We start from the raw sequence: 13,610 nt of genomic DNA, 5'->3' as shown, positions 1-13,610 counted from the left end.
GAAAGACGCAACGAGGGCGCTCAGACGCCCTTGTTGCGCATCCAGTCAGCCGTCTGGAAAAAGGATTCGCGCAAGCGCGTGATCAATGCCGGGTCCAGCTCGGTTTCCTGCATCGCCTGGTGCATGCACGCGAGCCACTGGTCGCGCTCCAGGATGCCGATCGAGAACGGCAGGTGGCGCGCCCGCAGCATCGGGTGGCCGAAACGCTCGGTGTAGTGCTGCGGCCCGCCGAGCCAGCCGCACAGGAACCAGAACAGCTTGTCGCGCGCCGACTCCAGGCTGGCGCCGTGCGCGGCGCGCAGCGCGGCATAGCCGGGCTCCAGGTCCATCAGGTCGTAGAAGCGGTCGACCAGCGAGCGCACGACGCCCTCGCCGCCGACCCATTCGAACGGCGTGGCCGGCTTGGAAGCGGGTGCGGCCTCGCTCACGATGCGGCAAGCTTGGCGGCGATCGCGACGATCGCCTTGGCCGCTTCGCAGCCCGGCAGCGATTCGAGCAGCAACTGCCGCTTCTGCACCGCCTCGCGCACCGACGGATCGATCGGCACCTCGCCCAGCAGTTCGAGCTTCAGCGACGGATCCGGCCCCGCCAGCTGCGGCGCGACGAACTTGTCGACCACCTGCTGCAATTGCCCGCGGATCACGCGGCCTTCGCCGGCGCGATTGACCTGGTTCACCACCAGCGAGATCTTCGTGCGCTGCTGCTGCGTCGCGAGCACCTTGATGGTCGCGTAGGCATCGGTCAGCGACGTGGGTTCGGGGGTGGCGACGACGAGCACGTCGTCGGCCAGCGAGACGGCGTACAGCACCACGTCGGAGATGCCGGCGCCGGTGTCGAGCAGGATGCGGTCGAAGCGCGGCGCCACGGTCTCGATGATCTTCAGCAGCTGCTCGCGGATCTCGGCGGTCAGCCGCGAGTACTCGACCAGGCCCGAGCCGGCCAGCAACACCGAGAAGCCCCCCGGCGCCGGCAGGATCGCGTCTTCGAGCTTGGCCTTGCCGGTGAACACGTCGTGCAGCGTGATCTTCGGGAACAGGTTCAGCACCACGTCGAGGTTCGCGAGGCCGAGGTCGGCATCGAGCACCAGCACCCGCTCGCCGCGCCGCGCCAAGGCGGCCGCCAGGTTGGCCGACACGAAGGTCTTGCCGACGCCACCCTTGCCGCTGGTCACGGCCATGGTGCGCGCACGGTGCCCGGACGGCGCGCGCGCTGCGGGAGCTGCGGTTTCTGTCGTGCTCATCGCTTGTTCAACACTCATTCAATGTCCTGGAACTGCGACGTACCGAACAGCATGCCCTTTTCCTCGGCGCTCACCAGCGACACCGGCGGCTGCTCGAGGCAGGCGCGGTTGCGGCCTTCGCGCTTGGCGCGGTAGAGCTGCTGGTCGGCGCGTTCGATCCACAGTGTGGCCGACGAGCGCACCCACTGCGGCGCAAAGGCCCCGCCCAGGCTGATCGTGACCGACAGCGACTGCCGCCGCGCCACCGTGACCGGCGTCGCTTCGACCTTGCTGCGGATGCGCTCCGCCACCACATGGCCGAAGGTCGGCGGGCAGTTGGGCAGGATGATCGCGAATTCTTCGCCGCCGAAGCGGGCCACGGTGTCCATCGGCCGCACGCAGCTCATCAGCGACGCGGCCACGGCCTTCAGCACCAGGTCGCCGGCCGCATGGCCGTGGGTGTCGTTGACCATCTTGAAACGGTCGATGTCGACCATCAGCACCAGCGCCGGCTCGCCGGCCCGCGCGACGCGGTCGATCTCGCGGGCCAGCGCCAGCTCGAACTGGCGGCGGTTCGACAGGCCGGTCAACGCGTCGCGGCTGGAGATGTCGCACAGCGCGTCGATCACCGACTGCAGCCACGCGGTCTGGCCGACCTGGGCCAGATCGGGCAAGGAGTGACCGGACTGGCCGAGCAGTTGCAGCGCACCCGCGAGCCGCAGCTGTCGTGCGGCATTCGGGTCTGGCGTTGCGGGTACTGCTGGAGATGTGGACACGTCGGACCAGGGGCTGTGTGGTTTCAGTCTAGCAGCGGGCATATTCACGCCCCCTGGGAATAGCGCGGTGATTGGTACCCATCTCCCGCGTTGGCGGCGCCTCAAGGTCCGCAGACTGGCAGCCGATAAGGCGTGGAGGTGGTCCGCATCGGAGTCCGCTGGTCCCGTCTCGAACAACATCCGAACGATTGCCTGGAGACATCATGAGTGCAGCGTCCCCTGCCGAACTCGCCGCGTTGCGCAACGCGTCCGATCAGGAGTTCAGCTTCGGCAACGCCGATTTCGAGCGCGTGCGCCAGCTGATCTACCAGCGTGCCGGCATCAGCCTGCACGCCGGCAAGCAGGCGATGGTGTACAGCCGCCTGTCGCGCCGCCTGCGCGAGACCGGCCAGCGCAGCTTCGCGAGCTACCTGCAGTGGCTCGAGGCCTCCAGCGGCCCGTCGGCCGACCGCGAATGGCAGGAGTTCGTGAACTGCCTGACGACCAACCTGACCTCGTTCTTCCGCGAGGAACACCATTTCCATGCGCTCGCCTCCGACCTGAAGGCGCGCGCCGGCCACTCGCTGCGCGTGTGGTGCAACGCCGCCTCCACCGGCGAGGAGCCGTACTCGATCGCGATGACCTGCGCCGAGGCGCTCGGCCACAGCGCGGTGCGCATCGTCGCGAGCGACATCGACACCAACGTGCTCGCCACCGCCGGCCGCGGCGTCTACCCGGCCGATGCGCGCGGGCTGACCGCCACCCACCACCGCGCGCACTTCCTGCGCGGCAAGGGCGACAACAGCGGCTTCATCCGCGTGAAGCCCGAGCTGGCGCGCATGATCGAGTTCCGCGTGCACAACCTGATGGACGCGCGCTGGTCGCTCGGCGACCCGTTCGACATCGTGTTCTGCCGCAACGTGATGATCTATTTCGATGCGCCCACCCAGCGCAAGGTGCTGGAACGCATCCACGGCGTGATGAAGCCCGGCAGCCTGCTGTTCGTCGGGCATTCGGAGAATTTCACGGATTCCAAGGACATCTTCCGCCTGCGCGGCAAGACGGTCTACGAACGGGTTTGAGCCTGCTCAAGCACACCCTCCCGCCCGCCGATATGGATAGACCATGGCCTTGATCAGCTCCAACACCCCCGCGGCCGGCTCCCGGCTCGAACGCCTGAAGGGCGCGCCGCGCAAGCCGGGGGAGGCCTCGTTCTTCTTCTACGACGCGCACTTCAAGAACGACGCGGTCAAGATCCTGCCCGGCGAGTACTTCGTGCACGACGAGGACATGCTGATCATGACCACGCTCGGCTCGTGCATCGCCGCCTGCCTGTGGGACCGCAACGCCAAGGTCGGCGGCATGAACCACTTCATGTTGCCCGACGGCGCCGGCGATTCGGGCCGCTACGGCTCGTACGCGATGGAACTGCTGATCAACGAGATGATGAAGCGTGGTGCCAACCGCATGACGATGGAAGCCAAGGTGTTCGGCGGCGGCCAGGTCATCAGCGGCATGAACACGATGAACGTCGGCGAGCGCAACACCAGCTTCGTGATCGAGTACCTGAAGACCGAGCGCATCCCGATCGTGTCGAAGGACGTGCTCGACATCTATCCGCGCAAGGTCTGCTTCCTGCCCGGCAGCGGCAAGGCGATGGTCAAGCGCCTCGCGCCGGCCCACCCCGAAGCGCTGGTGCAGCAGGACCGCATCGCCGCGCAGAAGGCCTTGCCCGCCGCGACCGGCGGCGGCTCGGTGGACCTGTTCTGACCAGGTCCGCATCCAACGACAACGACGACGAGACAACCTGCAAGGCACGAACATGGCAAAGACACGCGTGGTGGTGGTGGACGATTCGGCGCTGGTGCGCAGCCTGCTCACCGAGATCATCAACCGGCAGCCCGACATGGAATGCATCGGCGCGGCCAGCGACCCGCTGGTGGCGCGCGAGATGATCCGCAACCTGAACCCGGACGTGATCACGCTCGACGTCGAGATGCCGCGCATGGACGGCATCGACTTCCTCAGCAAGCTGATGCGGCTGCGGCCGATGCCGGTGGTGATGGTGTCGACGCTGACCGAGCGCGGCGCCGATGTCACGCTGCGCGCGCTCGAGCTGGGCGCGATCGATTTCGTCGCGAAGCCGAAGATCGGCGTCGCCGACGGCCTGAAGCTGCTGGCCGAGGACATCACCGACAAGGTGCGCATCGCGGCGAAGGCCCACATCCGCAAGCTGCACTTGCCGGCGAGCGCGCCGGCCGCCGACGGCACGGCCGCGCCGGCTCGCCCGGCCGCACCGATGGCCTCGCTCGGCCGGCTGTCGACCGAGAAGATCATCTTCATCGGCGCCTCCACCGGCGGCACCGAAGCGACCAAGGAAGTGCTGATCAACCTGCCGCCGGACTGCCCGGCGGTGATGATCACGCAGCACATGCCGCCCGGTTTCACGCGCAGCTATGCGGCGCGGCTGGACGGCCTGTGCCGCATCCGCGTGAAGGAAGCGCAGGACGGTGAACGCGTGCTGCCGGGCCATGCCTACATCGCGCCGGGCGGGCTGCACCTGAGCGTGGAGCGCAGCGGCGCCAACTACATCGCCCGCGTGCAGGACGGTGAGCCGGTGAACCGGCACAAGCCGTCGGTCGAGGTGCTGTTCAAGTCGGCGGCGCGTGTCGTCGGCCCGAACGCGCTGGGCATCATGCTGACCGGCATGGGCGCCGACGGTGCGAAGGCGATGCGCGAACTGCGCGACGCCGGCAGCTACAACCTGGTGCAGGACGAGGCCAGCTGCGTGGTGTTCGGCATGCCGCGCGAGGCGATCAACGCGGGCGCGGCGCATGAGGTGCTGCCGCTGACGCAGATCGCGCCGCACCTGATCGATCGGCTGCGCAGCACGTCGGGCCTGTCGCTGAACCGCGTCTGATCGCGGTTCACCCAGGTCACCAACGCGAGGGCAACTCGCGCACGCCGAGGCGGAAATCGTCGACGCGATGCGCTTCGACCTCGCGCCGGCTCTGCGCGTGCGACACCACCCAGTCGGGCGCGCCGATGTCCTTCAAGGTGCGCGGGCTCAAATCGAGCACCGCGTCGTAACGGCGCTCGCGCCGCCGTTGCTCGCGCCACCCATGCCATGCCGCGACAGGCGCCAGCAGCGCCTCGCGCCACCGATCGGCCCAGCGCACGGCAATCGGACGGCACAGGGGCAGGCTGGGCTGGAATGTTTGCGGCGTCGTCATGGCGGGCTCCTTCTGGCTTCGGTTGCTGGTAAGCATAGAAGGCAGTCCTCTGGGACGGAATTGATTTGTTCAGCGCGAGTTGGTCAGCTATGCTTACCAGCATGCCGAACCATCGCCTGCCCCTGAACACGCTTCCAGCGTTCCGCGCCGTCGCCCGGCTCGAGAACCTGCGGGCCGCGGCCGAGGAACTGAGCCTGACCCACAGCGCTGTCAGCCAGCAGATCAAGCTGCTCGAGGAGCAACTCGGCTTCGTGCTGTTCGACCGCCGCGGGCGCCGCATCGCGCTGAACGCGGCCGGTGCCGCGCTGCTGCGCGCGGTGGAGCCGGCGCTGGCCCAGCTCGACGACGGCATGCGCGCGGCGGCGGCGGCTGCCTCGGGGGCCGAGCACCGCATCCGCGTCACGCTGCTGCCGTCGTTCGCGCAGCGCTGGCTGTTGCCGCGCATGGCGCGCTGGCGCGAGCGCAATCCGCACATCGGCATCGAGCTGTTCGCGTCGCAGCAGGTGATCGACCTGAAGCGCGACGGCTTCCATGCCGCGCTGCGCCAGGGCGACGGCGAATGGAAGGGGCTGGTCAGCGAGCGGCTGATCGATTCGCCGTTGATCGCGATCGGCTCGCCGAATGCCGCGCACCGTTTGCAGGGACGCGACGCGAAGGCACTGGCCGACGAGCCGCTGCTCGGCAGTGCGAGTCTGTGGGCGCGCTGGTTCGAACTGGCCGGATTGCGCGTGCGCGTGAACCCGGTGGCCGCCTTCAACGATGCCGGACTGATGCTGCAGGCGGCCGAGCAGGGACTGGGCCTGGCGCTGGCCCGCGAGCTGCTCGCGGCCGATGCGATCTGCGACGGCAAGCTGGTGCGGCTGTCGCCGCTCTCGCTGCCCGACGACGAGGCCTACGCCTACTGGCTGGTCTACCCGCCCGACCTGCGCGACTGGCCGCCGCTGGTCGCGCTGCGCGACTGGCTGCGCGAAGAACTCACGCAATCCCAAGACTTGGTGAAGACACCGCCGATGCCGCTGCGATAGCATCGATCGGCGCGTGAGGGCGCGCCGACAACTGCCACGCAGACAACACATCCCGGAGGACCCATGAAGTTCATCAAGATCGCCGCCGCCGCGGCCCTGGCCGCCGCATTCGCGCTGGCATTCACACCCGTGCAGGCCGGCACGGCCGAAGACCGCCAGAAGGAAGGCGAGGCGGCCGTTGCCGCGGCGCGTGCCGCCACCGTCAAGGGGCCGAGCGACATCACGCTGCGCGACCAGGCCGTGCTGAAGCTGCCTGCCGGCATGGAATACGTCCCGCAGCCGCAGGCCGGCCGGCTGATGCAGGCGATGGGCAACAGCAGCGACGACCGGCTGATCGGCCTGGTGCAATCCAGCGGCGACCCGCAATGGCTGGTGGTCGCGCGCTACGAGGCCGCAGGCTACATCAAGGACGACGACGCCAAGGACTGGAACGTCGACGACCTGTACAAGAGCCTGAAGGAAGGCACCGAAGAGGGCAACAAGCGCCGCCGCGAGCAGGGCTTCCCCGAGCTCGAGATCGTCGGCTGGGTGCAGAAGCCGAGCTACGACGCGGCAGCGCACCGCCTCGTGTGGTCGATGGCGGCGCGCACGCCCGGCGAGAACGAGGCACAGCAGAGCATCAACTACAACACCTACGCGCTCGGCCGCGAGGGCTACATCACGCTGAACCTGATCACCTCGCGCGCGACGATCGAGGCCGACAAGCCGGTGGCCGGCCAGTTGCTGTCGGCGCTGAATTTCAACGGCGGCAAGGGGTATGCCGATTTCAACAGCAGCACCGACAAGGTGGCCGAGTACGGGCTGGCCGCGCTGGTGGCCGGCGTCGCGGTCAAGAAGCTCGGGCTGTTCGCGGTGATCGCGGCGTTCTTCCTGAAGTTCGCGAAGGTCGCGCTGCTGGCCGGTGCCGGGCTGCTGGCGGTGATCGGCAAGTTCTTCTCGCGCAAGAAGTCCGACACGTGATCAAGCTGCTCCTGCTGCTGTTCAGCGGCCTGAAATTCGGCAAGCTGTTGACGACCGGCGGCACGATGCTGCTGTCGGTCGTCGTGTATGCCTTCATCTGGGGCTGGCGCTATGCGGTCGGCTTCGTCGCGCTGCTGTTCGTGCACGAGATGGGGCATTTCATCGCGGCGCGGCAACGCGGGCTGGCGGTCGGCGCGCCGACCTTCATCCCGTTCGTCGGCGCGTGGATCCAGCTGAAGGACCAGCCGCACGATGCCGAGACCGAGGCCTATGTCGGCATGGCCGGGCCGCTGATCGGCTCGCTCGGTGCGCTGGCCTGCTATTTCGTCGCACGCGACCAGCACATCGACTGGTTGCTCGCGGTCGCGTACTCGGGCTTCTTCCTGAACCTGTTCAACCTGATCCCGCTGAGCCCGCTCGACGGCGGGCGCATCACGCAGGTGATCTCGCCGTGGCTGTGGCTGGCGGGGGTGCCGGTGCTGCTGGCGATGGTGATGTGGCGGCCGAGCCCGATGCTGGTGCTCGTTGCGGTGCTGGCCGGCTCGCAGCTGTGGAACGCGTGGAAGCAGCGCGGGGATCCGGCGGCGCAGGCGTACCGCGTGGCATCGTTCGAGACGCGGGCGGGCTATGCGGTCTGCTACATCGCGCTGGTCGGCTTCCTCGCGGTGATGACCTACGACCTGCACGAGATGCTGGAGGTGATGCGCCACGGCGGCGGCACCGGCAGCGTCTGAGGCTCAATCGGCCAGGAACAACGACTGCAGGTCGCTGAGAAAATCCATCCCCCGACCGCTCGGCCGCACCCAGCCGCCGTCCTGCTCGACCAGCCCCTGCGCCAGCGCCTTGTCGAGCGGCGCGCGGATCGCGCTCAGCGGCATGCCGGTGCGCTCGGTGAACCGCACCAGCTCGAACCCATCGACCAAGCGCAGCGCGTTCAGCATGAACTCGAACGGCAGCTGCTTGCGCGCCACCTCTTCGTCCTGCGCGATCGCGGTGCCCGCCAGCGCCTGCGCCATGTACTTGGCCGGATCGCGGAACCGGATCTGCCGCACGACGCGGTGCGGAAAGCTCAGCTTGCTGTGCGCCCCGGCACCGATGCCGAGGTAGTCGCCGAACTGCCAGTAGTTCTGGTTGTGCAGGCAGCGGTGGCCCGGCTGCGCGAAGGCCGAGACCTCGTAGCGCGCCAGCCCGCTCGCGGCCGTGCGTTCGACGATGCGGTCGAGCATGTCGAACGCGAGGTCGTCGTCGGGGATCGCCGGCGGGTGCTTCGCGAAGAAGGTGTTCGGCTCGATCGTCAGGTGGTAGATCGACAGGTGCGACGGCTTGAAATCGAGCGCCTGCTTCAGGTCGGCATCGAACTGCTCCAGCGTCTGCCCCGGCAGCGCGTACATCAGGTCGAGGTTGAAGGTGTCGAAGCACTCGCGCGCCTCGGCCACCGCGGCGCGCGCCTGCGCGGCGTCGTGCACGCGGCCCAGCGCGCGCAGCTTCTCGTCGTCGAAGCTCTGCACGCCGATCGACAGGCGCGTGACGCCGGCCGCGCGGTAGCCGCGGAAGCGGTCGCGTTCGAAGGTGCCCGGGTTGGCCTCGAGCGTGATCTCGCAGCCGGCCTCCAGCGGCAGGCGGGCGCGGATGTCGGTGATCAGCTGGTCGATCGCCGCCGGCGCGAAGAGACTCGGCGTGCCGCCGCCGATGAAGATGCTGTGCACGCGCCGGCCCCAGACGAAGGGCAGCGCGGCTTCGAGGTCGGCCCGCAGCGCGTCGAGGTAGCGCGCCTCGGGCAGCTCGCCGGACTTCTCGTGCGAGTTGAAATCGCAGTACGGGCACTTGCGCAGGCACCACGGCAGGTGCACGTACAGCGACAGCGGTGGCAGCGCCGCGAGTTGCAGCGTGCCGGGGCGCATGTAGCGCGCGACCATGTCGTTCGCAGATTCGCCGGGCGCGGCCGGTGCGTCCGGCGCTGGGCCGATTGGAATGACGTCAGCCAAGGTGCCAGACCTCGCGCATCAGCGCCAGCATCTGCTGCGATGCGATCGCACGGTGGCTGACGCGGTTCTTCTCGTCGGCGCTCAACTGCGCCACCGAGCGGCCGAGCGACGGGATGAACATCAACGGGTCGTAGCCGAAGCCGCCTTCGCCCGCGCACTCGCGCAGCAGCTCGCCGTTCCAGCGGCCGAAGGCGATCAGCGGCTCGGGGTCGTCGGCCTCGCGCACCGCGACCAGCGCGCTGACGAAGCGGGCACGCCGGTCGTCGCGCCCGTGCATCTGCTCGAGCAGCACGCGGTTGTTGTCGCCATCGCTCTTCGGCTGGCCGAACAGCGTCGCATAGCGCGCCGACAGCACGCCGGGCGCGCCCTTCAGCGCATCCACGCACAGCCCGGAGTCGTCGGCGATCGCCGCGGCACCGGCCGCGCGCGCGGCATGCCGCGCCTTCGTCAGCGCGTTCTCGACGAAGGTGAGGTACGGCTCCTCGGCCTCCGGAATGCCCAGCGAGCCCTGCGTGACCAGCTCGATGGCCAGCGGCGCGAACAGCGCCTGCAACTCGCCGAGCTTCTTCGCGTTGTTCGACGCGAGCACGAGCCGCATCGTCTTCAACCCGCCAGCGCGGCCCGCTGCGCGGCCACCAGGTCGCGGATGCCCTTGTCGGCCAGGCCCAGCAGCGCGCTCATCTCGTCGCGCGAGAAGGCCGCGCCCTCGGCCGTGCCCTGCACCTCGACGAAGCCGCCGGCGGCGGTCATCACGACATTCATGTCGGTGTCGCAGGCCGAGTCTTCGATGTACTCCAGGTCGAGCAGCGGCGTGCCGTCGACGATGCCGACCGAGATCGCGGCCACCGCATCGCGGATCGGCGATTCGACGATCAGGCCCTTGCGCTGCAGCCAGCTGACGGCGTCGTGCGCCGCCACGTAGGCGCCGGTGATCGCCGCGGTGCGCGTGCCGCCGTCGGCCTGGATCACGTCGCAGTCGAGGTGAATGCTGCGCTCGCCGAGCTTCTTCAGGTCGAACACGCAGCGCAGCGAACGGCCGATCAGGCGCTGGATCTCCTGCGTGCGCCCGCTCTGCTTGCCGCGCGCCGCCTCGCGGTCGCTGCGGGTGTGCGTGGCGCGCGGCAGCATGCCGTATTCGGCCGTCACCCAGCCCTCGCCGCTGCCGCGCTTGTGCGGCGGCACCTTCTCTTCGACCGACGCGGTGCACAGCACCTGGGTGTCGCCGAATGACACCAGCACCGAGCCTTCGGCATGCTTCGTGAAATGGCGGCGGATGCTGACGGGGCGAAGCGCGTCGGCGGCGCGGCCTTGGGTACGGATGAAGCTCATGGGTGTGCGGCGGTGAAGGTGGTGCGACGAAGGTGGTGTCGTGAAAGACAAAGTCCGCATCGCGGCAGGCGCGAGCGGACTCGGGGGCGAATGATGCCGAAGCTTACGCCGGGACGCGCCCGGCGTGCCGTCAGGGCTTTTTCTGCGACGAGCGGCGGATCGCCTCGTTGATTTCCTTGATCGAGCGCTCGATCTCGGCATCGTCGAGTTCGTCGGGCGCTTCCTGGCCCAGCACGCTCGCCTGGATGGTCGACGCGAAGACCTCTTCGCCCAGCGTGTCGGTGGAGATGCCACCGTTGCTGTCGTTGTCTTCGGCCGATTCCCATTCGACGGCCAGCACCGTCACGTTGTCGCTCTTCGCGCCGCCGTTGCGCAGCGCCTGCTCGACCAGCTCGGGCACCGCGTCGGCCAGCGTGTTCCGCGCCAGCTGCTCGGTGATCGTCGCATCGGTGACCGTGCCCCACAGGCCGTCGGAGCACAGCAGCAGGCGGTCGCCGCTTTGCAGCACCAGCGGGCCGACGGTGTCGACCACCGGCTTGCCCGGGCTGCCCAGGCAGGTGAACAGCACGTTGCGGTTGAAGCGCTCGCCCATCGGCACGACGTGGCTGAGCGTTTCCTGCAGTTCGGAGTACGAGTGGTCGCGGGTGCGAGCGACCAGCTTGTCGCCGCGCACGAGGTACAGGCGCGAATCGCCGCAATGCGCCCAGTACGCGTTGTTGCCCTGCAGCACGCAGGCGACGACGGTGGTGCGCGGCGTGTCGATCAGCGCCTTCTGGGTGGCGTAGCGCAGCAGCTGATGGTGGCCGGCGATGATGGCCTCGTGCAGGAAGCGCATCGGCTCCTTCAGCGTCGGCTTGGCATCGCGCTGGTACATCGCGGCGAGGGTCTGCAGCGCGAGCTGCGAGGCGACCTCGCCTTCCGGGTGGCCGCCCATGCCGTCGGCCAGGGCAAACAACCCCGAATCCCGCGTGTAGCAATAGCCCATGCGGTCTTCGTTCTTCTCGCGGCCACCCTTGCGGCTGACCTGGTACACGGTGAATCGCATGACCTCAGCCCTTCGCGCCGGTCGTGAGGTTTTCGAGCTGCAGCTTCAATCGTTCACTGAAGCTGAGCTTGGTGTAGCGCCGTTCGGTCTCGCGCGCCAGTTCCTTCTGAAGGGCAAAAACGCTTTGCGGGCGCGACAAGGGATCCAGCGACATGCACCACTCGGTTACTTCAATGAGGTTGTCGGAATAGACGTTGCGCAGCCGCGAGAGCGACAGCGCGAGGCGGTCTTTCTCGATGCGTTGCGGGGAATCGTTCGGCGGATAGCCCTGCATGCAGGCGTAGATGCAGGCGCCGATCGCGTAGATGTCGGTCCAGGGGCCGAGCGTGCCGTCGCGGCGATACATCTCGGGCGCGGCGAAGCCGGGCGTGTACATCGGGCGGATGAAGTTGCCTTCCTTGCTCAGCACTTCGCGCGCCGCGCCGAAGTCGAGCAGCACCGCCTTGTTCTCGTTCGTGATGAAGATGTTGGCCGGCTTGATGTCCAGGTGCAGCATCTTGTGCTGGTGCACGATGCGCAAGCCGCGCAGGATCTCGTCGAACAGGCTGCGGATGGTGGACTCGCGGAACACCTTGTCGCGCTTCAGGTCGCGCGCGGTGACGATGAAATCCTGCAGCGTGTCGCCCTGCAGGTAGTTCATCACCATGTAGACGGTTTCGTTCTCGCGGAAGAAGTTCAGCACGCTGACCACGCTCGGGTGGCTGATCTGCGCGAGTGAACGGCCTTCTTCGAAGAAGCTCTTGAGCCCCAGGCGATACAGCGGCTGCTTCTCGGGCTTGACGCGCGGCGTCAGTTCACCCGGCGCGCGCTCGGCCAGCGAGGAGGGCAGGTATTCCTTGATGGCGACCAGGTGCCGGTCGGAGTCTTCGGCGAGGTAGACGACGCCAAAGCCACCCGCTGCCAGCTTCTTGATGACCTGGTAGCCACCGACGACCGTGCCCGATGGCAACGGAGCAGGTTTTGGCTTTGACATAATCGGATTTTGCAATGCGATAAATTGAATGGCAGTCTACAGCATGACCGGGTACGCAAGCGCCACCTCCGGGGCGCAAACCGCCACAGATAGCACGGTGGCGGCAGATGCTTCCGCCGCCCGGTCGCCTGCGACCTCACTGACCAGCGTGATGGTGGAACTGCGTTCCGTCAACAACCGCTTCCTCGACCTGAGCCTGCGGCTGCCGGATGAATTCCGCTCGCTGGAGCCGGTGCTGCGCGACCTGATCACGAAGCGCTTCCGGCGCGGGAAGGTCGAGTTGCGGCTGAACACCCATCGGGAAACCGAATCGGCCTGGCCGACGCCGCAGCCGGACCAGCTGAGCCGGCTGGGCCGCATCGAGAGCACGGTGCAGAGCTGGCTGCCGAAGGCGCAGCCGCTGTCGGTGCACGAGGTCTTGCAGTGGTGCAAGACGGGCTCGGCGGCCGAGCACCTGGACGAGGCGGCGCTCGACGCCGCGCGGCGCTGCATCGACGGCCTGGCGGAAGCGCGCGAGCGCGAAGGCGAGAAGCTGGTGGCGGTGCTGATGGACCGCGTGAAGCGCCTGCGCGAACTGGCGAGTCAGGCCGAGCCGCTGGTGCCGGCCGCGGTGCAGCGCCAGCAGCAGCGCTTCGTCGAGCGCTGGCAGGAGGCGCTCGACGTGACCGGCGCGACCCAGAGCATCGCCCGCGAGGCGCTGCAGGACCGCGCGTTGAACGAGGCCGCGGCCTATGCGATCCGCATCGACGTGGCCGAGGAACTGGCCCGCCTGCGCGCCCACCTGGAGGAGATCGCCCGGCTGCTGAAGGCGGGCGGCGAAGTCGGCAAGCGGCTCGATTTCCTGATCCAGGAACTGCTGCGCGAGGCGAACACGCTGGGCTCGAAGGCCTCGACGCTGGAGCTGACCAACATCTCGGTGGAGATGAAGGTCGCGATCGAGCAGTTGCGGGAGCAGGTGCAGAACCTGGAGTAAGGTCCGCTGCAGTTCATGCCGGCCCTGTGCCGCGTCCCTGGGCACGCGCGTGGCAAACATGCTCGGCGAGAGGCGGCCCTTGCAAGCACATCCGCCACGACTCCTTCAAGACA

General features: G+C 68.2%; 16 protein-coding genes. 7 read left to right on the top strand and 9 right to left on the bottom strand.

The annotated features are described in order from the left end of the window. Positions 1-20 precede the first annotated feature (20 nt). From ACXJLU_RS09375 to ACXJLU_RS09365, 3 genes are read right to left on the bottom strand one after another with little or no spacing between them, the layout of a single operon-like run. Positions 21-431 (bottom strand): group II truncated hemoglobin, encoded by a 411-nt coding sequence (locus ACXJLU_RS09375; RefSeq protein WP_457330234.1) that lies wholly within the window; start codon positions 429-431, stop codon positions 21-23. Beyond that, on the bottom strand, positions 425-1,240 hold the full coding sequence (locus ACXJLU_RS09370) for a MinD/ParA family protein (protein WP_457330171.1): 816 nt from the start codon (positions 1,238-1,240) through the stop codon (positions 425-427). The genes ACXJLU_RS09375 and ACXJLU_RS09370 overlap by 7 nt, the downstream gene beginning before the upstream one ends. Before the next feature lie 14 nt (positions 1,241-1,254). Continuing rightward, the gene (locus ACXJLU_RS09365; RefSeq protein ID WP_457330169.1) at positions 1,255-1,893 is read right to left on the bottom strand and encodes a GGDEF domain-containing protein; all 639 of its coding nucleotides are present in this window, start codon (positions 1,891-1,893) and stop codon (positions 1,255-1,257) included. Positions 1,894-2,198: 305 nt separating this feature from the next. Between ACXJLU_RS09365 and ACXJLU_RS09360 the strand changes: the two genes are divergently transcribed. Genes ACXJLU_RS09360 through ACXJLU_RS09350 form a run of 3 tightly spaced genes read left to right on the top strand, consistent with a single transcriptional unit; the run spans position 2,199 to position 4,894 of the window. Beyond that, the gene (locus tag ACXJLU_RS09360) at positions 2,199-3,056 is read left to right on the top strand and encodes a CheR family methyltransferase (RefSeq protein WP_073467039.1); all 858 of its coding nucleotides are present in this window, start codon (positions 2,199-2,201) and stop codon (positions 3,054-3,056) included. Between the two features lie 43 nt (positions 3,057-3,099). Then, positions 3,100-3,744, top strand: coding sequence for a chemoreceptor glutamine deamidase CheD (gene cheD / locus ACXJLU_RS09355; RefSeq protein ID WP_457330167.1), 645 nt, complete (start codon positions 3,100-3,102; stop codon positions 3,742-3,744). Positions 3,745-3,796: 52 nt separating this feature from the next. Further along, positions 3,797-4,894 (top strand): protein-glutamate methylesterase/protein-glutamine glutaminase, encoded by a 1,098-nt coding sequence (locus ACXJLU_RS09350; RefSeq protein ID WP_457330165.1) that lies wholly within the window; start codon positions 3,797-3,799, stop codon positions 4,892-4,894. Positions 4,895-4,910: 16 nt separating this feature from the next. Here the strand turns inward: ACXJLU_RS09350 and ACXJLU_RS09345 are convergent, their stop codons facing one another. Then, positions 4,911-5,207 carry a hypothetical protein gene (locus ACXJLU_RS09345; protein WP_143171625.1) on the bottom strand — a complete coding sequence of 99 codons (297 nt, stop codon included), beginning with the start codon at positions 5,205-5,207 and terminating at the stop codon, positions 4,911-4,913. Positions 5,208-5,296: 89 nt separating this feature from the next. Here ACXJLU_RS09345 and ACXJLU_RS09340 point away from each other — a divergent pair, with 89 nt between their 5' ends. From ACXJLU_RS09340 to ACXJLU_RS09330, 3 genes are all read left to right on the top strand, one after another. Beyond that, on the top strand, positions 5,297-6,232 hold the full coding sequence (locus ACXJLU_RS09340) for a LysR substrate-binding domain-containing protein (RefSeq protein WP_073467035.1): 936 nt from the start codon (positions 5,297-5,299) through the stop codon (positions 6,230-6,232). Between the two features lie 63 nt (positions 6,233-6,295). Further along, a complete protein-coding gene (locus ACXJLU_RS09335; protein ID WP_457330163.1) occupies positions 6,296-7,192 on the top strand; it encodes a DUF2167 domain-containing protein in 897 nt (298 codons plus the stop codon). Beyond that, a complete protein-coding gene (locus tag ACXJLU_RS09330; protein ID WP_457330161.1) occupies positions 7,189-7,926 on the top strand; it encodes a site-2 protease family protein in 738 nt (245 codons plus the stop codon). The genes ACXJLU_RS09335 and ACXJLU_RS09330 overlap by 4 nt, the downstream gene beginning before the upstream one ends. Before the next feature lie 3 nt (positions 7,927-7,929). Here ACXJLU_RS09330 and hemW read toward each other — a convergent pair whose 3' ends face one another. From hemW to ACXJLU_RS09305, 5 genes are all read right to left on the bottom strand, one after another. Beyond that, on the bottom strand, positions 7,930-9,108 hold the full coding sequence (gene hemW, locus ACXJLU_RS09325) for a radical SAM family heme chaperone HemW (protein ID WP_457330159.1): 1,179 nt from the start codon (positions 9,106-9,108) through the stop codon (positions 7,930-7,932). Between the two features lie 61 nt (positions 9,109-9,169). After that, on the bottom strand, positions 9,170-9,775 hold the full coding sequence (gene rdgB / locus ACXJLU_RS09320; protein ID WP_457330157.1) for an RdgB/HAM1 family non-canonical purine NTP pyrophosphatase: 606 nt from the start codon (positions 9,773-9,775) through the stop codon (positions 9,170-9,172). Between the two features lie 5 nt (positions 9,776-9,780). After that, positions 9,781-10,497 (bottom strand): ribonuclease PH, encoded by a 717-nt coding sequence (gene rph / locus ACXJLU_RS09315; protein ID WP_457330232.1) that lies wholly within the window; start codon positions 10,495-10,497, stop codon positions 9,781-9,783. Between the two features lie 139 nt (positions 10,498-10,636). Further along, a complete protein-coding gene (locus tag ACXJLU_RS09310) occupies positions 10,637-11,551 on the bottom strand; it encodes a PP2C family protein-serine/threonine phosphatase (protein ID WP_073467031.1) in 915 nt (304 codons plus the stop codon). Positions 11,552-11,555: 4 nt separating this feature from the next. Next, positions 11,556-12,524, bottom strand: coding sequence for a serine/threonine protein kinase (locus ACXJLU_RS09305; RefSeq protein ID WP_073467030.1), 969 nt, complete (start codon positions 12,522-12,524; stop codon positions 11,556-11,558). A 28-nt stretch (positions 12,525-12,552) separates the two neighbouring features. Here ACXJLU_RS09305 and ACXJLU_RS09300 point away from each other — a divergent pair, with 28 nt between their 5' ends. After that, complete coding sequence (locus tag ACXJLU_RS09300) at positions 12,553-13,497, top strand: YicC/YloC family endoribonuclease (protein WP_457330154.1); 945 nt, start codon at positions 12,553-12,555, stop codon at positions 13,495-13,497. Positions 13,498-13,610: the final 113 nt, after the last annotated feature.

Source organism: Rhizobacter sp. P5_C2 (assembly GCF_054049715.1).
Note: the sequence above shows the minus strand (reverse complement) of the source record. Positions and strands in the feature narration are given on the sequence as shown.